The 19,302-nt window shown below is 65.1% G+C and carries 14 protein-coding genes; 8 read left to right on the top strand and 6 right to left on the bottom strand.

Annotation, left to right across the window (positions count from 1 at the left end; genetic code table 11):
• Position 1 precedes the first annotated feature (1 nt).
• Both ABD225_RS12510 and ABD225_RS12505 read right to left on the bottom strand, forming a co-directional pair.
• Complete coding sequence (locus tag ABD225_RS12510; protein ID WP_344085783.1) at positions 2 to 1,255, bottom strand: Zn-dependent hydrolase; 1,254 nt, start codon at positions 1,253 to 1,255, stop codon at positions 2 to 4.
• A gap of 12 nt (positions 1,256 to 1,267) precedes the next feature.
• Entirely contained in the window at positions 1,268 to 2,350 is a 1,083-nt protein-coding gene (locus ABD225_RS12505; RefSeq protein WP_344085780.1) for a diaminopropionate ammonia-lyase, read from the bottom strand.
• An 83-nt stretch (positions 2,351 to 2,433) separates the two neighbouring features.
• Between ABD225_RS12505 and ABD225_RS12500 the strand changes: the two genes are divergently transcribed.
• Entirely contained in the window at positions 2,434 to 3,327 is an 894-nt protein-coding gene (locus ABD225_RS12500; RefSeq protein ID WP_344085777.1) for a LysR family transcriptional regulator, read from the top strand.
• A gap of 47 nt (positions 3,328 to 3,374) precedes the next feature.
• Here ABD225_RS12500 and ABD225_RS12495 read toward each other — a convergent pair whose 3' ends face one another.
• A complete protein-coding gene (locus ABD225_RS12495) occupies positions 3,375 to 3,884 on the bottom strand; it encodes a GNAT family N-acetyltransferase (protein ID WP_344085774.1) in 510 nt (169 codons plus the stop codon).
• Complete coding sequence (locus ABD225_RS18740; RefSeq protein WP_425564413.1) at positions 3,881 to 4,174, bottom strand: type II toxin-antitoxin system TacA family antitoxin; 294 nt, start codon at positions 4,172 to 4,174, stop codon at positions 3,881 to 3,883. The genes ABD225_RS12495 and ABD225_RS18740 overlap by 4 nt, the downstream gene beginning before the upstream one ends.
• A gap of 269 nt (positions 4,175 to 4,443) precedes the next feature.
• Here ABD225_RS18740 and ABD225_RS12490 point away from each other — a divergent pair, with 269 nt between their 5' ends.
• The 5 genes from ABD225_RS12490 to leuA all read left to right on the top strand — a co-directional run bounded on the left by ABD225_RS12490 (position 4,444) and on the right by leuA (position 15,673).
• Positions 4,444 to 7,743: a helicase-related protein gene (locus ABD225_RS12490; protein ID WP_344085767.1), complete on the top strand. Its 3,300-nt coding sequence runs from the start codon at positions 4,444 to 4,446 to the stop codon at positions 7,741 to 7,743.
• Positions 7,740 to 8,414 carry a DUF4391 domain-containing protein gene (locus ABD225_RS12485; RefSeq protein WP_344085764.1) on the top strand — a complete coding sequence of 225 codons (675 nt, stop codon included), beginning with the start codon at positions 7,740 to 7,742 and terminating at the stop codon, positions 8,412 to 8,414. Before ABD225_RS12490 ends, ABD225_RS12485 begins: the two co-directional genes overlap by 4 nt.
• Before the next feature lie 25 nt (positions 8,415 to 8,439).
• Entirely contained in the window at positions 8,440 to 10,389 is a 1,950-nt protein-coding gene (locus ABD225_RS12480; RefSeq protein ID WP_344085761.1) for a site-specific DNA-methyltransferase, read from the top strand.
• A gap of 3 nt (positions 10,390 to 10,392) precedes the next feature.
• Complete coding sequence (locus tag ABD225_RS12475; RefSeq protein ID WP_344085758.1) at positions 10,393 to 13,503, top strand: type III restriction-modification system endonuclease; 3,111 nt, start codon at positions 10,393 to 10,395, stop codon at positions 13,501 to 13,503.
• A 388-nt stretch (positions 13,504 to 13,891) separates the two neighbouring features.
• Positions 13,892 to 15,673 (top strand): 2-isopropylmalate synthase, encoded by a 1,782-nt coding sequence (gene leuA, locus ABD225_RS12470; RefSeq protein ID WP_344085755.1) that lies wholly within the window; start codon positions 13,892 to 13,894, stop codon positions 15,671 to 15,673.
• Positions 15,674 to 15,799: 126 nt separating this feature from the next.
• On the opposite strand, the gene ABD225_RS12465 is transcribed toward leuA, so the two are convergent.
• Together ABD225_RS12465 and ABD225_RS12460 are read right to left on the bottom strand one after the other, a co-directional pair.
• Positions 15,800 to 16,816, bottom strand: coding sequence for a hypothetical protein (locus ABD225_RS12465; protein WP_344085751.1), 1,017 nt, complete (start codon positions 16,814 to 16,816; stop codon positions 15,800 to 15,802).
• Between the two features lie 65 nt (positions 16,817 to 16,881).
• On the bottom strand, positions 16,882 to 17,529 hold the full coding sequence (locus ABD225_RS12460) for an alpha-ketoglutarate-dependent dioxygenase AlkB (protein ID WP_344085748.1): 648 nt from the start codon (positions 17,527 to 17,529) through the stop codon (positions 16,882 to 16,884).
• A gap of 168 nt (positions 17,530 to 17,697) precedes the next feature.
• Here ABD225_RS12460 and recO point away from each other — a divergent pair, with 168 nt between their 5' ends.
• Both recO and ABD225_RS12450 read left to right on the top strand, forming a co-directional pair.
• Positions 17,698 to 18,468, top strand: coding sequence for a DNA repair protein RecO (gene recO, locus ABD225_RS12455; protein ID WP_344085745.1), 771 nt, complete (start codon positions 17,698 to 17,700; stop codon positions 18,466 to 18,468).
• Positions 18,465 to 19,238: an isoprenyl transferase gene (locus tag ABD225_RS12450; protein WP_344085743.1), complete on the top strand. Its 774-nt coding sequence runs from the start codon at positions 18,465 to 18,467 to the stop codon at positions 19,236 to 19,238. The genes recO and ABD225_RS12450 overlap by 4 nt, the downstream gene beginning before the upstream one ends.
• The last annotated feature ends 64 nt before the right edge of the window (positions 19,239 to 19,302 follow it).

The raw sequence follows: 19,302 nt of genomic DNA, 5'->3' as shown, positions 1-19,302 counted from the left end.
GTTAGTCCTCGTTCGCGAGTCGGTAAAGCACGGTGGCGAGCACGTCGGCGCCCGCGTGGCAGGCCTCGGGGGTCGAATACTCCCTCGGATTGTGGCTGATCCCGTCGTATTCGCCGCGGACGAAGATCATCGCCGTCGGGGCAATCGCGGCCACCTCCTGCGCGTCGTGTCCGGCGCCGGAGATCAGGCGCCGAAACTCGTGGCCAAGATCCTCTATCGCCTGCGCGATCGCCTTCTGCACACCCTCATCGAAGGGCACCGGCGCCGTGCGCGCCATCCGCTTCGTGCGGACGGTCAGGCCGGCTTCTTCCAAGGATTTGAGGTATGCCGCGAGCTCGCCTTCCGCCGCCGACAGCGCCTCTTCGTCGGGGTTGCGGAGGTCGACGGTCAGGATGGCTTGGTGCGCAACGACATTCGTCAGTCCGGGGGCGAGTCGCAGTTGACCGATGGTGCCGCGCAACTCGCCATGCCGACCGGAGTCGACGAGTTCCTGTACGTGGGTGACGACGCGGGCGGCGGCAAGACCGGCATCGCGCCGGAGCTCGGTGGGGGTGGTCCCAGCATGCGCGGAGCGGCCCTCGATGGTGACCTCCTGCCAGCTGATGCCCTGGACGCCAGTGACCACGCCAAGAGTCAGGCCCTCGGCGGCGAGAACGGGGCCCTGCTCGATATGGCATTCGACGTAGGCGTGCGGCGGTTCGAGCTGGGCCGGATGCGTTCCGTTCCATCCGGTGCGGGCCAATTCCGCTGCGAGAGTGCTGCCTTCGGCGTCCCTTAGGGCGTGCGCGTGGGCGATGTCGATGCGCCCGCACGCCACCGCCGAGCCAAGCATGTCGGTGCCGAAGCGAACGCCTTCTTCCTCGGTGAAGAAGCCGATGTCGATCGGCCGCCGCGTGGAGAGCGCGAGTTCGTCGAGGGCCTGCACGGCCTCCAAAGCCGCCAGCACGCCGAGGCATCCGTCGAACGCACCCGCGGTCGCGACGCTGTCGATGTGGGACGCGGACATGACCGGGGCGGCATCGGGATCCGTGCCGCCTCGCCTCGCGAAGACATTGCCCATGGCGTCGACTCGCACGGCGAGTCCAGCCGCGCGCATCCATCCGACGACGAGCTGACGACCCGCGGAATCCGCGTCGGTGAGCGCGAGCCGGTTGACGCCGCGCAGGCCGGAGTGGGCGTCATACTCCCCGACCTCGGCGAGCTCCATCAGGCGCGACCAGAGGCGCTCGCCGTTGATGTGCAGTGGAGTGTCCATGGTCAGGTCCGTTCAGGCGGGATTGGCGGCGGCGCCCTCGGTGCACAAGAGCACCACGGTGGCCTCGGTGGGGAGGTCGAGGTCGGTGAGCGCGCCGGTGGCGGCCATGGCGAGAAGCCCGGCGAGTGGGGCAGCGCCGCATGGGCCGGCGTCGATGCCCGCGTCGCGGAGGATGGCTTGGGCGGCGCGGGCGTCCGAATCCGTCACGGACACAACGGCATCCAGACCTCCGGAGAGCGCGGGCCATGCCGCACTCGACGGCGTACCGCAGTTGAGGCCGGCCATCGTTGTCGCGGTGGTGGCGACCGACAGCGGTTCGCCGGCCTGTCGGCTCACGAGGACACATGCGGCGGCGACGGGTTCGACGGCGAGGAGGGCTGGGCGGGCGGCGCGGCCGGGGGTGCGGTAGTGCTCGATCACGCCCTGCGCGAGTGACCCGACGCCGACGGGGATGACGACGAGATCGGGTGCGTGGCCGTCCGCGGCGAGTTGCTCATCGACCTCCTCGACGAGAGTGCGATAACCCTCGACGATCCACGCGGGGATCTCCTCATACCCCGGCCACGCCGTGTCCTGGACGAGCAGCGCGCCCGTCTCGTGGGCGTATGCCGTGGCGGCCGCCACCGCCCCGTCATAGTCGAGTCCGGTGGCCACGACCTCGGCGCCTTCGGCCCGGATGGCGTCAGCCGCCTGCGGGTGAACCCCGTCGGGGATGAAGATCTTTGCCGATATGCCGAGCAGCGCCCCCGTGCGGGCCAGGGCCCGGCCGTGGTTGCCGTCGGTGGCCGTGGTCAGGCGCGGCGGGCGGGGCTCGCCGGCCGCTTCCAGGGCCGAAAGTGCTTGGTGCACAGCCCAGCTCGCCCCCAGGACCTTGAACGCTGGCAGGCCGAGGCGGCTGGTCTCGTCCTTGACGAGGACCCGCGCGAGACCGAGGTCGCGGGCAGCCTCGGGGAGTGCGGCGAGCCGGGTCGGCGCGTATCCGTGCAGCGTGCGATGGAAGGCACGCGCCGACGATCGGGGTGGGGGAGCGGTCCAGTCGCGAGCGCCGGCGCGGTGGTGGTGCGCGCCGCTGCGCGGTGTGCTGTCCGTGGTCATGGTCATGACGCTAGGGCTCTGGCACTCTGTGGTCCAGCGAATGTTTTTGACGATTACTCATTGACGATCTAAAGGAATCCGCGATGTATGACCTTGGCCGGCTCCGCGTCCTGCGCGAACTCAGCCATCGCGGCACCCTGGCCGCGGTGGCCGAAGCGCTTGCCTATAGTCCGTCGACCATCTCGCAGCAGCTGACGCAGTTGGAGAAGGAGGTGGGCGTCGCGCTGCTGGAGCCGCACGGCCGGGGCGTTCGGCTCACCCCTCAGGCGCTCGTGCTGGTGGGTCACGTTGAACGCATCCTGCAGGTGCTCGACGAAGCTGAGGCCGACGTCGCCGCGTCCTTGACCACGCTGACCGGGACGGTGCGGATCGCCGCCTTCCAGAGCGCGATGTCGGCATACGTCCCGGCGCTGGTCGAGTCGCTGTCGGTCGCGCACCCCGGACTGCGGGTGGAGGCGAGTCAGGTGGAACCGGAACTCGCCATCCCGCGCCTGCGGGCCCGCGACCTGGATCTCGTTCTGACAGAGCGTTATCCCGGCGACGCCTCACCGTGGCCCGACGACCTCGACGCCGCGCCACTCGCCGACGACCCATTGCTTCTGGTGGTGCCGGCGACAACTCCCCGCTCCCGCCGATCGCTCGCCGACTTTGCCGAGGCACAGTGGGTCCTCGAGCCAGCGGGCACCACTTCTCGGCTTTGGGCCGAGTCCGTATGCCGTGCCGCCGGCTTCCTCCCCGACGTCCGTTTCGAGGCCACCGACCTCCGCCTCCACCTGGATCTCGTCGCCAGTGGCCGCTGTATGGCGCTCCTCCCCGCCCTGGCCTTCGCCTCCGGGCTGCCTGACGGCTGCCGCACCCTCAACCTCCCCGCCTCCCCACACCGTCGCCTCGAGACCGTGGTGCGCCAGGGCAGCGCCACCCACCCCGCGGTCCTCGCGGTGCGTCACGCTTTGGTGCTCCTCGCCCCCCGTTCGTGACCGGCCGCGTTGACCATGCAGATCCCGTGGAAGCGCCGACTCACCTGTCAGGCGAGGAACTGGGCCCGTAGCTCCTTCATGGACACCATCAGCTGCAGCTCGGATGCGGGGGATGCGACGAAGTCTCCGAGTTTGAGGTACAAGTCGCGAGCCTGACTGTCGCGAGCGTGGATGACAAGTGCTGCAGCACCAATGGATTCGCTGAGCAGGGCGCATCGCTCCAAGGCATCCCGAAGCAGACCGGCCCCGATGCCGCGCCCGGTCACCGATCGATCGACGGCCAGTCGCGCAAGCACAATCACGGGCATCGGGTCGGGTCTCGTGCCCCGCTTCAGCGGTGGGGGCACATCGACCAACTCGACCGCACCGGGAGCGATCGCGTAGTAGCCCACGACGCGCGGCCCCATCGTTGCGACATAGGTGACGGCGTTGTTTGCCCGCTGGTTTTCCCACGCGAACCGCTGCAACCACACGTCGAGTTCCGCTGCGCCGCTGTCGAACTCCGAGAGATGGACCTGCCGATCGAGCTTTCGAGGACGGTGAACCGGCTCGGTCATGGCCCATCGACGAACGGATCGGGCCGACTCTTCAGGGCGTGGAACCTCTCGGTCGAAGGGAGGGGTGCATCAAGGAGTGCGACGAACTCATCCCACTGAGCCTTATCAATACCGAACAACCGCTGATCAGCGAGGACCCTCTCGGCCCGCTCGACCGCGCTATCAAGGACGAAGTCCGTCACGGTCGTGTCCGCGGCCGCAGCCGCGCGTCGAAGCAGGTCGGCCTGCCTGTGGGTCGTGCGGAAATTCAGCTGCTGAGACTTGGTGGGTCGTGTCCTGGCGGTGCCCATGGCGCTCCGTTGGTCGTATTGTCAATGCATATACATTAGCTGTCTCGTCTGCATCGTGACATCCGTGATTGCCGCGGCTGTCGTAGATCACCCTGCGTGACCAAGCGTGTCGTTCAACTCCATGGGTAGAGTCGCCCGAACCAAGCGCATTGTTGGAGGTGGGAGGGTATGGAAAAGGAAGACAGTCAGGCGGAGCTGACTGACTCAGTCTTCGACGGCCCATACGATCCATCATCGCGACTCTGGGTTATCGATGCAGAGCGGCACCTATGGGAACCAACGACCGCTTGGGTCCATTCGAAGTGAAGATCATCGACAACGTCAACGAAACCCTCGGGGATGACCTCAAGATCGAGGTGACCGTTGGCTCAAGGGTCCGCATCGCTGCATCGACCTTCTCGATCTTCGCCTTCGAGGCTCTCCGCAAGGAGTTGGAGCAGGTCGGTGAGTTGGAGTTCCTCTTCACTGCTCCATCGTTCGTCAATGGGCAGGGGACGGACCGGCTCCGCAAGGAGCGGCGAGAGTTCTTCATCCCCGCTGGCAACCGTGGGGAGTCGAGCCTGTACGGCTCGGAGTTCGAGATCAGGCTCCGCAACAAGCTCACTCAGCGCGCCATCGCTCGGGAGTGCGCCGCATGGATCCGTGACAGGGTCACGTTTCGATCGAACGCGACGGGCAACCCGATGCAGCAGTTCGCCGTGGTCGATGACCGTGCTGCGTATATGCCGCTGCAGGGCTTCACGACGGCAGATCTTGGTTACGAGCCCGGAAACGCCGTCTCCAACATGGTGCAGAAGATCGATGCACCGATGGCGTCGCAGTTCCTAGCGCTGTTCGACCAGATCTGGCACAACCCCGCCCAGGTGCAGGACGTGACGCAGGCGGTCCACGACCACATCGCCAGCGTCTATGCCGAGAACTCGCCGGCACGGATCTACTTCCTGATCCTCTACAACCTGTTCAGCGAGTTCCTCGAGGACATCAGCGAGGACGTGCTGCCCAACGACCGGACGGGCTACCAGGAGACCAAGGTCTGGCAGAGCCTGTACAACTTCCAGCGCGACGCCGCCGTCGGCATCATCAACAAGCTGGAGACCTACAGCGGCTGCATTCTCGCCGACAGCGTCGGCCTCGGAAAGACCTTCACGGCGCTGGCCGTGATCAAGTACTACGAGCTGCGCAACAAGGCCGTCCTGGTGCTCACGCCCAAGAAGCTCGCGGAGAACTGGACGAACTACAACGCCAACCTGACCACGAACATCTTCGCCGGCGACCGGTTCAACTACGACGTCCTCGCGCACACCGACCTCTCGCGCACGCGAGGAGAGTCGATGGGCCTTCGCCTCGACCGCATCAACTGGGGCAACTACGACCTGGTCGTCATCGACGAGTCCCACAACTTCCGCAACGCGGACTACGCCGAGGAGAAGGAGTCGCGCTACCAGCGACTCATGCGCCAGGTGATCAAGGAAGGGGTCAAGACCAAGGTTCTGATGCTCTCGGCCACACCGGTCAACAACCGCTTCAACGACCTGAAGAACCAACTGCAGCTCGCCTACGAGGGCGAGTCCGAGAACCTGGCGCAGCACCTGAACATCTCGAGCACTGTCGAACAGGTCTTCCGTGATGCGCAGAAGGTCTTCAACGAGTGGTCCAAGCTCGACCCAGAGGAACGCACCACCGACCGCATCCTGAAGATGCTCGACTTCGACTTCTTCGAGCTGCTCGACTCGGTCACTATCGCCCGCTCCCGCAAGCACATCCAAGCCTTCTACGACACTTCGGAGATCGGCGCCTTTCCCGAGCGGCTTGCCCCGCTGTCGGTCCGTATGCCGTTGTCAGACCTGCCGAGCGTGCCGAGCTTCAACGAGATCTTCGCGCAACTCCAAGTGCTCACCCTTGCTGTGTACACCCCACTGGCCTACATCTTCCCGAGCCGCCAGGAGAAGTACGAAGACCTCTACAACGTCAAGGGCGGCACCGCGCGGGACAACCTCGGCCAGTTCGGACGAGAGCAGGGCCTCAAGAAGCTCATGACGGTCAACCTTCTCAAGCGACTCGAGAGCTCAGTCGAGGCGTTCAGGATCACGCTCGACAAGATCGAAGGGGCCGTCAACCAGACGCTGATCCGGCTCGAGATGCACTCCGACGCCTTGTCCGAGATCGACATTGATCTGCAGGGCATGGACTTCGACGTCGACGACGCAGAGGACGCGAACGTCGAGGCGCTCTCGTTCGGCGCGAAAATCAAGGTCGACCTCGCCGACGTGGACATCGAGTCCTGGCAGCGCGACCTGTGGCACGACCGCGAGACCCTGCGCGAGCTGCTGGACGAGATGCGCAAGATCACCCCCGAGCACGACCTCAAGCTCCAAGAGCTCAAGCGCCTCGTCCTCGCCAAGGTTGCCCAGCCGATCAACCCCGGCAATAAGAAGGCCCTGATCTTCTCCGCGTTCGCAGACACCGCCAACTACCTCTACCGCCAGCTCGCACCAGACTTCGAGCAGAGTGGGCTGTCCTCCGCGATCGTGACCGGCGGCAGCCATGCAGCTAAGACGACCCTCGGCAGCGGCTACGACTTCCAACAGGTACTGACCCTGTTTTCGCCGAAGTCCAAGCAGCGGCACCTGACCATGCCCAAGGAGACCGCCGAACTGGACATCCTCATCGGCACCGATGTCATCAGCGAGGGCCAGAACCTCCAGGACGGCGACTTCCTCGTCAACTACGACATCCACTGGAACCCGGTCCGGATCATCCAGCGCTTCGGCCGCATCGACCGCATCGGGTCAACGAACGCGCACATCCAGATGGTCAACTTCTGGCCCGACATGAGCCTGGACGAATACATCAACCTCAAGGAACGCGTCGAGAACCGCATGGTGATCGCGGATCTTGCCGGCACAGCCGACGACAACGTGCTCACCCTCGAAGGAAGCGAAGCCGCCTTCCGCAAGGAGCAGCTTCGCAAGCTCCAGGACGAGGTCATCGAACTCGAAGACGTTCGGACCGGCGTCTCCATCACCGACCTCGGCCTGAACGACTTCCGCATGGACCTCCTCGGCTACATGAAGGAGAACGTCGGCGTCGCCACCTCCCCCAAGGGACTCCACGCAGTCGTCCCAGCCGACCGCGCCAAGGGTCTCGTTCCGGGTGTCATCTTCGCCCTCCGGAACGTCAACGCCGACGAGCACATCAACCGCGGCAACCGCCTCCACCCGCACTACCTCATCTACCTCGACGACGACGGCAACCTCGTTGCTGACCACACCGAGGCCAAGCATCTCCTCGACCTGCTGCGGGCCGGCTGCCGACCCTTTGAGGAGCCCGTCGGCGAGGTCACGCACATCTTCAACAGCGCCACGAGCGAGGGCGCCGAGATGGGGGGGTACTCCGAACTGCTGACCGCCGCCATCCGCACCATGATCGACGTTACCGAGGAGCGGGACGTCGACAGCCTCTTCACCGATGGCCCCACCACGGCACTGACCCAGTCCATCGCAGGCCTCGACGACTTCGAGCTGACTGCGTTCATTGCCGTCGTCAGCCCCGACGGGACCACGGAATGACCGACGTCCTATATCGCTGGCCCGACACTGCGCGGTTCGGCAAGACCATTCCCAAGACCAAGTTCTACGAGCGGGCGGTGGTGACCCCGGCCGTTCGTGCCCGGTTCGTCGCCGAGGTCGAAGGCATAACCTGGGCCTACAAGCTGGCGCAGTCGACCATCAACCTGCCACCGAGCAGCGAGGTCCCAGAGATTCAGGTCTTGGTCATCAAGGCCAAGGGCGAAGACGTCGACGCGTCGGTGCTTGCGACGATCGACAAAGCCATCAAGCAGCCCGTGGTCTTCGAGATTGTTTCCATTCAAGGCACGCGGATGACCGCGACTCTCAAAGCGGGGAACCCCGGGGGCCGGTACTACTCGTCCGAATGGGTCCGCGATGACCTCCGACGCCCCTTGCCTCCCAGCATCACCCTCCCCAATCTGTATGCCGCGCTGCTCGACCCGCTGCTACCCACACCGACCCGCCTTGGTGAGCCAGTGGCGGAAATAGCTGCTCGGCTTGCAGCTATTTCCCGCGTCGAGCGCGACATCTCCGCGCTGACCAGGAAGCTCAGGGCAGAGCCGCAACTCAATCGCAAGATCGAGTTGCGCCGGACCCTCAAGACACAGCAAGACGCCCTCGCTGACCTCACGAACCCGGCACCCGACTCGACCATGACAACGACGAACTGAGGAACGCCTAGTGGAGAAGTTGCGCATGACCTCACCAGACCTGACGGCAGCCAATGTCGACAAGCTTGCGGATCTCTTCCCCAGCGTGATCACCGAGTCGGTCGACGCAGACGGGAACCCGCTGCGCGCCGTGGACTTCGACCTCCTGCGCCAGGAGCTGTCCGACCACATCGTCGAGGGCCCTCAAGAGCGCTACCAGCTCGACTGGCCCGGCAAACGGGCCGCAGCCTTCGCTGCCAACGCACCGATCGCAAAGACGCTGCGACCCGTCCGTGAGGAGTCAGTCGACTTCGACACGACCAAGAACCTCTTTATCGAGGGCGACAACCTCGACGCGCTGAAGCTGCTCCAGGAGTCCTACCTCGGCAAGATCAAGGTGATCTACATCGACCCGCCCTACAACACGGGTAACGACTTCGTCTATGAGGACGACTTCGCTGAGTCGAGCGCCGACTACCTCGCCCGCTCAGGGCAGCACTCGGAGAGCGGCGACCGTCTTGTGGCCAACACCGAGGCAAACGGACGCTTCCATTCCGACTGGCTCAGCATGATGTTCTCTCGACTGAAGTTGGCACGGAGCCTGCTGGCTGATGACGGCGTGCTCATCGCCGCAATAGGTGACAACGAGCACGCCAATCTCCACCGACTGCTCGATGAGGTCTTCGGCGCTGGGAACTTCATATCGGACGTCGTCTGGCAAGGCGGGCGCAAGAACGACTCCCGCTACGTATCCAACGGCGCCGACTACATGCTGATCTACGCTAAGAATGAGACGCGCCTCAGCGAACTCGGAGTGCGCTGGCGAGAGCCCAAAGTCGGTCTTGACGATGCTCTCGCGAAGGCCGCGTCTATCTGGGCGACACGTCAGAGCGATGACGAAGCATCTGCGCAATGGAAGGCGTGGCTGAAGAGCAAGAAGGCCGCCGGCGAGATTACCGATTCGGTGGCACGGTACGACCAACTCCAGCCCGTTACCGGCCGTGCGATGAATACCTACCACGACATCACATGGCCGGGTGGAGGCGGACCCATCTACGAAATCCTCCATCCGAGGACGCGTAAACCGGTCACGCTTCCGAAGCGGGGTTGGGTCTTCCAGAAGGACGAGATGGATCGGCGTATCGCGGCCGGCCAGATCTGGTTCGGTCCGGACGAGACTGCGATTCCTCGTGGGATTCGCTTTCTTGATGAGGCGAGTGACCAGGTCGCGATCTCGGTGTTCGCGCAGGACCGTAAGGCCGCGAGCACTGATATGCGCAACCTCATGGGCGAGATCGTCTTCCAGAACCCGAAGGATCGCCGGGTCCTAGCGCGTTGGATCCGTCTCGTTACCGACGCAGCGAAGGACGCAATCGTTCTCGACTTCTTCGCCGGTTCTGGTTCGACAGGTCACGCCGTCATGGATCTCAACTCGACAGACGGCGGACATCGCCGCTACATCCTCATCCAGCTAGACGAGCCAGTTGATCATCCGCAATACGACACCATTGCCAGCATCGCCCGAGAGCGGCTTCGGAGGGCCGGAGTACAAGCACGACACTCGGCCGGACTGCTAAGCGCTGAGCTCGACGTTGGCTTCCGTTCGCTGCAGGTTGCCACGACCAACATGGCCGACACGCTAGTGACCGCTGATGATCTCGAGCAGCTCGCGCTCCCTGACGCGGTCGCCAGCGTGAAGCCCGACCGCACCGACGAAGACTTGCTGTTCCAGGTGATGCTCGACTGGGGATTGGATCTCGCAGAGCCACTCGCGGTCGAGGAGGTTGCAGATCGCCGAATACTCTCGGTTGCGGACGGCTCGCTCGTTGCGTGCTTCTCTGGCGAGGTCACGGAAGCGGTCGTGAAGGAGATCGCGAGCCGACAGCCACTGCGCGCCGTGTTCCTCGACGCGGGCTTCGCGAGCGACGCCGCTCGAATCAATGCCGAGCAGATCTTCCGCGAGGTGTCGCCCGAGACCGAGGTTAGGGCGATCTGAGCGATGAAGCTCCAGTTCAAGGTCCAGCAGTACCAGACTGAAGCTGTCGATGCGGTGGTCGAGGTGTTCTCCGGCCAGCCCTACGCGGACGGTGTGAAGTACCGCATCGACCCAGGGAAGGCCGTCGCCCCGACGTTGCTGGATGACGCGGGCCTGCGCAACGCCGAGATCGCGCTGACGCTGTCGCAACTCCTGACGAACGTGCACGCGGTACAGCGGGTACGCGGACTGGAGCCCGTGAAGGACCTAAAGGACCCGGTCAAGAAGTCGGCGGCCCCGATCAACCTCGACATCGAGATGGAGACCGGCACCGGGAAGACCTACGTCTACATCAAGACGATCATGGAACTGCACAAGCGGTACGGCTGGTCGAAGTACATTGTGGTCGTGCCTTCCATCGCGATCCGCGAGGGCGTGAAGAAGTCCTTCGATATCACTGCCGATCACTTCCAGCAGCTGTATGGCACCAAGCCGCGAACGTTCATCTACAACTCCTCGCGTCTGCACGAAGTGGAGCGGTTCTCGTCCGACTCCGGCGTGCAGGTGATGATCATCAATATCCAGGCCTTCAACGCCACCGGCAAGGATGCTCGACGCATCCACGGAACAGAGCGAAGGCTTCCAAACGGCGAGATTGTCCTTGAGGGTCTGGATGACTTCGGTTCGCGCAAGCCGATCGACGTGATCTCAGCGAACCGTCCGATCCTGATCATTGACGAACCGCAGAAGATCGAAGGCGACGCGAAGAAGCCGTCCAAGTCGCTGGAGGCCCTCGCCGCCTTCAACGCCTTGTTCGCGCTGCGCTACTCGGCGACCCACAGGATCGAGCGCACCAAGGTGCACCGGCTCGACGCGATGGACGCCTACAACCAGAAGCTCGTCAAGAGGATCGCCGTCCGTGGTATCACCGTGAAGTACCTGACCGGCAGTAGCGCATACCTTTACGTCGATGGACTGGAGATCGGCAAGGGCGCAGACTTCCCCAAGGCGCGCGTCGAACTGGAGGTGCAGACTGCCCATGGGATCAGGCGGCAGGTCGCCCGGGTGAATAAGGGCACGAACCTGCACGTCGTCTCTGGCGGCATCGAGGCATACAAGGGCCTCTTCATCAGAAACGTCGATGCGAACCGCGACATTATCGAGCTGAGCAACGGCGACGTTATCGGCGCGGGAGAGGTGACCGAGGACGTGGCGGAGGGACAGAAGCGCCGCATCCAGATTCGCGAGGTCATCCGCGCCCACCTCGACAAGGAGCGCCAGCTGTTCGCGCAGGGCATCAAGGCGTTGTCGCTCTTCTTCATCGACGAGGTCGCCAAGTACCGCGACTACGAGCGCGAAGACACACTTGGGGAGTACGCCCGCGTATTCGAGGAGGAGTACGGGGAAGTGCTGGCCGACTTCCTCGGCCAACTGGACTTCGACGACGCGGCCGAGCGGTACCGCAAGCACGTCGAAGCCATCCCCGTGCGCTCCACCCACGAGGGCTACTTCTCGATCGACAAGAAGACCGGGCGGTCCGTCGACGGCAAGATTGCCGCCCGCGGTGATCTCGCGGGGCAGTCGGACGACGTCGACGCCTACGACCTGATCCTGAAGGACAAGGAGCGGTTGCTGTCGTTCGAGGAGCCCGTGCGGTTCATCTGGTCACACTCTGCGCTACGTGAGGGCTGGGACAACCCGAACGTGTTCGTGATGGGCATGCTCAAGAAGAGCGACAACACCACCACCCGGCGACAGGAGATCGGCCGCGGCCTCCGCCTGTCGGTCGACCAGCACGGGGAGCGGATGGACAACCCGGTCACGGTCCATGACATCAACGAGCTGACCGTCGTCACCGACGAGTCGTACACCGACTTCGTCACAGCCCTGCAGAAGGAGATCATCGAGTCCCTGTCGGCCCGTCCCCGCAAGGCCAGCGTCGACTACTTCACCGGCAAGCAGATCAAGCTCGCGGACGGCACGACCAGTGTCTTGGAGAAGTCGATCGCTCAGGCTCTCTACAACCACCTGATCCGTCATGACTACATCGACGACGACGGCCTCGTCACACAGGAGTACAAGGACGCCCGCGCCGACGGGACCCTCGCAGCACCCACAGCCGAGGCGCTGAAGCCGGTGATCGACTTCATGTGGCCGCTCGTGGATGCGCTCTACCTGGACCTGCCGAAACCTGTCGATGGCCGCAAGCCCAAGAAGATCCCGTTCAACGAGGCGAACTTCAAGAAGCGGGAGTTCCAAGCGCTCTGGAGTCGCATCAACCACAAGGCCGTCTACCAGGTCGAGTTCGACTCCAAGGAGTTGATCAAGAACTGCATCCGCACCCTCGATAAGTCGCTCAACGTGACCGTCATGCAGTACCTCGTCGAGGCCGGCAAGCAGGTCGTCGGGCTCGAGGTGGAGCAGCTCGAGGCCGGCACGGGCTTCAAGGTCTCTGAGACGAAGCTCGAGCACTCTGCCGTCTCGGCAGGCTCCACGGTCAAGTACGACCTACTCGGCGAGATTGCGGAGAAGACTCAGCTCACCCGCCGAACCTGCGCGGCGATCCTCACCGGCATCAACCCGGGCACGTTCGCGAAGTTCAAGCAGAATCCGGAGCAGTTCATCACCGAGGCTGCCCGCCTCATCAACGAGCAGAAGGCGACGGTCATCGTCGAGCACCTGACCTACGATCCGCGCGACAGCCGCTACGACTCCTCGATCTTCACCGAGAACCAGACAGCACAGGACCTGTCCAAGGCTGGCGAGAAACTGAAGAAGAGCGTCTACGAGTACGTCGTGACCGACTCCAAGGTTGAGCGGGCCTTCGTGGAGAAGCTCGACGTCAGCGACGAGGTCGTCGTCTACTCCAAGCTGCCGCGCGGTTTCTCCATCCCGACGCCCGTCGGCGACTATAACCCCGACTGGGCCATCGCCTTCCGCGACGACACTACGAAGATCAAACACGTCTACTTCGTTGCTGAGACGAAGGGCTCGATGTCCAGCCTCCAACTCAAGGGCGTCGAGAACGCCAAAATCGAGTGCGCCCGCAAGTTCTTCAACTCGCTTGACAACACCGACGTCAAGTACGACGTCGTCACCAATTACTCCGAGCTCATGCAGCTGGTTAGCGACTAGGTGAAACTGTTATGGATCTCCGGGCCTCCCCCAACACTGACCTTGAACCCGGAACGGCACGTAACCGCGAGAACCTACGCCGGCGAAGCGATACCCGTTCGCGGCACCCAGCACGGCATCAGTCGGAAAAGCCAAAAGATGGTGGTCAGGGCCTTGTATCCCTCGTGCGTTAGCCAAGTTGAGTTCCGAGTGCTTGCCCAATCTCCACGAAGCTTTGGACCCCCGGGTGACCACAGGGGCGAGGGCACGGCATACTGATCCTCGTCATGCGTGGACTCCTCCTCCTTCGCTGCCGCGGCGGGGCCTGAATCGGCCGCCCCTCGTCGCGGAGGTTGTCGTGCCCATCGGCTGAACCTGACGTAGACGAGACGAAGGCGAAACCCCAGCGATGATCCACCCCCAGCATCCGACCCCGATGCCGTTCACGAAGTACCTCCCGTTTCAGCAGCAGATCCAGGTCGAGCTGCCGGACCGCACCTGGCCCGACAAGGTCATGACCCAGGCGCCGCGCTGGTGCGCGGTCGACCTGCGCGACGGAAACCAGGCGCTCATCGACCCGATGGACTCCGACCGCAAGCTGAAGATGTTCAAGCTGCTGGTCAAGATGGGCTACAAGGAGATTGAGGTCGGCTTCCCGAGCGCGAGCCAGACCGACTTCGACTTCTGCCGCGAACTCATCGAAGGCGGCCACATCCCCGACGACGTGACCATCCAGGTCCTCACGCAGTGCCGTGACCACCTGATCGAGCGGACATACGACGCCATCCGCGGGGCGAAGCAGGCGATCGTCCACTTCTACAACTCCACCTCGGTGCTGCAGCGGCGGGTCGTCTTCGGCCTGTCCAAGGAGGGCATCATCGACATCGCCCTCCAGGGCGCGCGGCTGTGCCGCAAGCTGGAGGAGACGATCCCGGAGACGACGGTCTACTACGAGTACTCGCCGGAGTCCTACACCGGGACCGAGCTGGAGTTTGCGGTCGAGATCTGCAATGCCGTGATCGAGGTCATCGACCCGACCCCCGATCACAAGATGATCGTCAACCTCCCCGCCACCGTCGAGATGGCCACCCCCAATGTGTATGCCGATTCCATCGAATGGATGATCCGTCACCTCGACCGGCGCGACAGTGTGATGGTCAGCCTGCACCCGCACAACGACCGCGGCGAGGGCGTCGCGGCGGCGGAGCTGGGCTACCTCGCCGGCGCGGACCGCATCGAGGGCTGCCTGTTCGGCAATGGTGAGCGCACCGGCAATGTCTGCCTGGTCACGCTAGGGATGAACCTCTACAGCCAGGGCATCGACCCGCAGATCGACTTCTCGGACATGGCCGAGATCCGGCGCACGGTTGAGCACTGCAACCAGTTGCCCGTCCACGAGCGGCACCCGTGGGGCGGCGACCTCGTCTACACGGCCTTCTCCGGCTCCCACCAGGACGCCATCAAGAAGGGCTTCGAGGACATGTCCAAGCGCTCGCGGGAGGCGGGCACCGATATCAACGGGATCGATTGGGGCGTGCCCTATCTGCCGATCGACCCGCACGACATCGGCCGGTCGTATGAGGCAGTGGTCCGGGTCAACTCGCAGTCCGGCAAGGGCGGGGTCTCCTACCTGCTCAAGGCCGAGCACGGTCTCGACCTGCCGCGCCGGCTGCAGGTGGAGTTCAGCCAAGTCGTCCAGAAGCGCACCGACGCCGAGGGCGGCGAGCTGAGCGGGGCGGAGATCTGGGCGATGTTCGCGGACGAGTACCTCCACTCCGAGGATCCGGCTACTCGCTGGGGCCGGTTCTTCCCGGTCCGCTCGACCCTGATGAGCACCGATGTCGGCGACGACGAGATCGACTCGATCATCACCGACGACGGCCGCGAAGTGCACATCTCCGGCCGCGGCAACGGCCCGATCGACGCCTTCATCGACGCGATGTCGGCGCTCGGTGTCGATGTGCGGGTCTTGGACTATGCCGAGCACGCGCTGTCGGCCGGCGGGAACGCGCGGGCCGCGGCATACGTGGAATGTGCTGTGGGAGAACGGGTTCTGTGGGGTGTCGGCCTGCACGAGTCGATCGTGAAGGCCTCGCTGCGGGCGATCATGTCGGCCCTCAACCGCGCCGACCGCGACCGCGCCAAGACCGGCGCCGACCACGCGATCTCGCGCCCCGGCGGCGGCCCGTAGCGGGCGCCTCAGCGCACTTTCCCGCCCATTGCCACAACATGGACATACGCAACGGATCATTACCGTTGCGTATGTCCATGTTCCCTCCCATGGCCTGACACGTTCCGGCAATGGGCGGGAAAGTTGTCAACTGCTGTGACTCGCCAGGGTCGGTGACTCGGCGCGGCGGAGGCGGAGGGCGAGGAGGCTGGTGATGAGCAGGACCACGCCGGCGACGAGGAGGCCGACGGCGGCGCCGGAGCCCTCGATGAAGTCGACGGCCGCTTCCGTGGCGGCGAGGGTCAGGCCGACAACACCCATGGCGAGGTAGGGCCACTCGCGGAAGCGGAGGTAGGCGGCAAAGGCGCCGACGCCGACCAAGGTGAGGAGGACATAGGCGAGGATCTGGCGGTTGTCGCGGCCGTCGAACATCGGGAACTGCGCGCCGAGGAGCGTGAGCGCGCCACCCACGAGCCGGGCCGTTTGATCCTCACGCCAGCGCCCCATCTCGGCGAGCGCCAACCAGCCGAGACCGATGATGAGCAGCGCGATGCCCTGGAGAAGAGACGAGCCGTCGAAGAGGGCTGACCCGCCGCTCGCGATGAGGATGAACAGGCCGAATCCGATGCCGAGCTGGCCGGGCAACGAGGGCGAGAAGAGATAGAAGAGCACCGCCAAGATCGTGAACAACCCGAAGACCCACACCGGGATGACGCTGGTGTTCGGCTTGAGTCGATCCTCGAGGAAGACCCCGAGCGCGCCTGCCGCGAGCGCCGAGGCGCCGAGGCCGAGCACGCCGGCCAGCTGCCGCCGGGCGGACTCGACCGGCTGCTCGCCCGTTAGGCGCACGACGGCGGTGACGATGGCCAGCACCAAGGCACTCCCGGCGAGGGCAAGGATCCGTGTCGGCACGCTCATCTGGTTCCACTGCAGCGAGATGAAGACCGCGCCGGCGGCGACGACGAGGATGCCACCGACATACCCCAGCAGCGTCGCGAGGAGAGTGTTGGACGCCCCGCTTGCGGGAGCCCGACGCGTGCCGAGGCGCTGGGTGACGATCGCGAGGGCGCGCTCGCGATCGTCGGCGGCGACGATCCCGGAGTCCACCAGGGCGGTCACGATTCCGGGAGCCGTGCCGTCTGATCCATCGGATCGCGTGTTCATGGGCGCATTCTCGCCGGTCGCCGCACGGAAGCGCATGAGTATGCCTGCTCAGCCGCGCGCGTGTCTCAGCGCACCCCGGCGGGCCGGAACTGGACGGAGATGCGCGGGCCGACGACATCGCGGGTCTTGGGTATGGCGTGCTCCCACGTCCGCTGGCACGAACCACCCATGACGACCAGGTCGCCATGCCCGGTCGTGAACTTCAGCGACGCTCCGCCCCCGGCTGGCCGCAGCGCCAGGGTGCGTGTCGACCCGAGCGACAAGATCGCGACGATGGTGTCGTGGTATCGCGACCGTCCGATCCGATCGCCATGCCACGCAACGGAATCCGCGCCATCGCGATAGAGACACAGCCCCGCGGTGACGAGCGGCTCGCCGAGGGTGGGCAGGTAGTGCTCGCTCACCGCGCGGCATAACTCGTCGACGAGCGGGTGGGGCCAGGGCTCGTCGGCGGCATAGAACTTCGTCAGGCGGGGGACGTCGACGATGTTGTCATACATCTGTCGCCGCTCCGCGTGCCACGGCACATCCCGACACAACGCCTCGAACAGCTCGTCGGCCGCCCGCAGCCAGCCCGGCGCGACGTCGACCCAGGCGCCCCGCGACAACGGCGTGCGGAGCGGTTCGAGGGGGCCGAAGGGCGAGTCGTCGCTCACCTCCGCCGCGCCGAAGTCCAGGACGTCCTGCAGGCTCACCCGATCAGCATACGACATGAATCGAACATATGTATGAGAGGCCGCGCCGTTCTCCCATTTCTCACCGGATGCCGGAAGGTTGAGGTTCACCCCGCCTAGAAAGTCGGCCGAACCTCAACAAAGCGGCATCCGGAGAGAAACGTGTGGCTGGCGTGACTCCCGCGCAAGGCGGGGGAGAATGGGGGCGTGCCCACCTACCGCGACCAGGCGATCGTGCTTCGCACGCACAAGCTCGCCGAGGCCGACCGCATCATCACGGTGCTGGCACGCGAGCGGGGCAAGATCCGCGTGGTCGCCAAGGGGGTGCGGCGCACCAAGAGCCGGTTCGGGGCGCGCCTGGAGCCGGGCATGATCGTCGACCTGCAGTGCTATGAGGGCCGCAATCTCGACACCGTCACCCAGGCCGAGAGCATCGCGTCGTATGGGGATCCGATCGCCCGCGACTACCGCGCCTACACCGCCCTCGCGACCGTCCTGGAGACGGCTGACCGCCTCACGGAGGAGCGGGCGCCGGCGCTGCAGCAATACCTCCTGCTACAAGGCGCCCTCGCCGCGCTCGCCGGCGGCACGCACGACGCCTCGCTCGTCCTCGACGCCTACTTGCTTCGGGCGCTCGCGATCGGCGGCTACGCGCCGAGCTTCTTCGACTGCGCCCAGTGCGGCGACCCCGGCCCGCAGCTAGCCTTCAATGTCTCCTCCGGCGGGTCCGTATGTCCGTCCTGCCGCCGCCCCGGCTCCGTCGCCCCGAACCGCGCGACGCTCGATCTGCTCGGCGCGCTCCTCGTCGGCGACTGGGATATCGCGGACGCGAGCCTGCCGCAGCACCGGCGTGAAGGCAATGGCATCACCGCGGCATATGTCCAATGGCACCTAGAGCGCGGCCTGCGCTCGCTGCCTCATGTCGAACGCGAGCCGCACGTCGAAAAGCTCCCTCTGGCAACAGGATTCACCACATGATCGCTCCCTTCCCGCACCCGAGCGGAGCTCAGCCGCCGCGCTATCCCGCCGCCGCGCTGCCCAAGCATGTCGCGATCGTCATGGACGGCAACGGCCGCTGGGCCAACCAGCGCGGGCTGCCGCGGACCAAGGGCCATGAGGCCGGCGAGGCCGCGCTGCTTGATGTCGTCGCGGGGGCCATCGAGGTCGGGGTGACGCACCTGTCCGCATACGCCTTCTCCACGGAGAACTGGAAACGCAGCCCCGACGAGGTGCGTTTCCTCATGGGCTTCAACCGCGATGTCATTCGCCGGCGCCGCGACCAGCTCAACGAGTGGGGCGTGCGGATGCGCTGGGTGGGGCAGCGGCCGCGCCTGTGGGGCTCGGTGATCAAGGAGCTTGAAGTCGCCCAGGAGATGACTCAGCACAACACTGGGCTGACGCTCTATTTCTGTGTCAACTATGGCGGGCGCGCCGAAATCGCCGCTGCGACAAGGCGAATCGCCGAGCAGGTGGCTGCGGGCAAGCTGCGTCCCGGCAGCGTCAACGAGAAGCTTCTCGCCCGCTACCTCCCCGAGCCGGATATGCCGGATGTCGACCTCTTCGTCCGCTCCAGCGGCGAGCAGCGCACCTCCAACTTTCTGCTGTGGCAGAGCGCGTATGCGGAGATGGTCTTCCTCGACACCCTGTGGCCGGACTTCGACCGGCGTGACCTGTGGCGGGCCATCGAGATGTATGCGGACCGCGAGCGCCGGTACGGCGGCGCGGTCGACTCCGTGCCCTCCGCCTGACCGCCTGGGTCTGCGGCTGCACGTCGAGATCGGGAAACACGCCGACGATCGGGCGCGTCCCTCG

Source organism: Nostocoides veronense (genome assembly GCF_039531185.1).
Taxonomy (GTDB): domain Bacteria; phylum Actinomycetota; class Actinomycetes; order Actinomycetales; family Dermatophilaceae; genus Nostocoides_A; species Nostocoides_A veronense.
Note: the sequence above shows the minus strand (reverse complement) of the source record. Positions and strands in the feature narration are given on the sequence as shown.

What these genes read in the sequence shown, in the direction of transcription:
- ABD225_RS12510 (WP_344085783.1), bottom strand. Translation starts at nt 1,255, where the DNA reads ATGGACACTCCACTGCACATCAACGGCGAGCGCCTCTGGTCGCGCCTG.
- ABD225_RS12505 (WP_344085780.1), bottom strand. Translation starts at nt 2,350, where the DNA reads ATGACCACGGACAGCACACCGCGCAGCGGCGCGCACCACCACCGCGCC.
- ABD225_RS12500 (WP_344085777.1), top strand. Translation starts at nt 2,434, where the DNA reads ATGTATGACCTTGGCCGGCTCCGCGTCCTGCGCGAACTCAGCCATCGC.
- ABD225_RS12495 (WP_344085774.1), bottom strand. Translation starts at nt 3,884, where the DNA reads ATGACCGAGCCGGTTCACCGTCCTCGAAAGCTCGATCGGCAGGTCCAT.
- ABD225_RS18740 (WP_425564413.1), bottom strand. Translation starts at nt 4,174, where the DNA reads ATGGGCACCGCCAGGACACGACCCACCAAGTCTCAGCAGCTGAATTTC.
- ABD225_RS12490 (WP_344085767.1), top strand. Translation starts at nt 4,444, where the DNA reads ATGGGAACCAACGACCGCTTGGGTCCATTCGAAGTGAAGATCATCGAC.
- ABD225_RS12485 (WP_344085764.1), top strand. Translation starts at nt 7,740, where the DNA reads ATGACCGACGTCCTATATCGCTGGCCCGACACTGCGCGGTTCGGCAAG.
- ABD225_RS12480 (WP_344085761.1), top strand. Translation starts at nt 8,440, where the DNA reads ATGACCTCACCAGACCTGACGGCAGCCAATGTCGACAAGCTTGCGGAT.
- ABD225_RS12475 (WP_344085758.1), top strand. Translation starts at nt 10,393, where the DNA reads ATGAAGCTCCAGTTCAAGGTCCAGCAGTACCAGACTGAAGCTGTCGAT.
- leuA (WP_344085755.1), top strand. Translation starts at nt 13,892, where the DNA reads ATGATCCACCCCCAGCATCCGACCCCGATGCCGTTCACGAAGTACCTC.
- ABD225_RS12465 (WP_344085751.1), bottom strand. Translation starts at nt 16,816, where the DNA reads ATGAACACGCGATCCGATGGATCAGACGGCACGGCTCCCGGAATCGTG.
- ABD225_RS12460 (WP_344085748.1), bottom strand. Translation starts at nt 17,529, where the DNA reads ATGTCGTATGCTGATCGGGTGAGCCTGCAGGACGTCCTGGACTTCGGC.
- ABD225_RS12450 (WP_344085743.1), top strand. Translation starts at nt 18,465, where the DNA reads ATGATCGCTCCCTTCCCGCACCCGAGCGGAGCTCAGCCGCCGCGCTAT.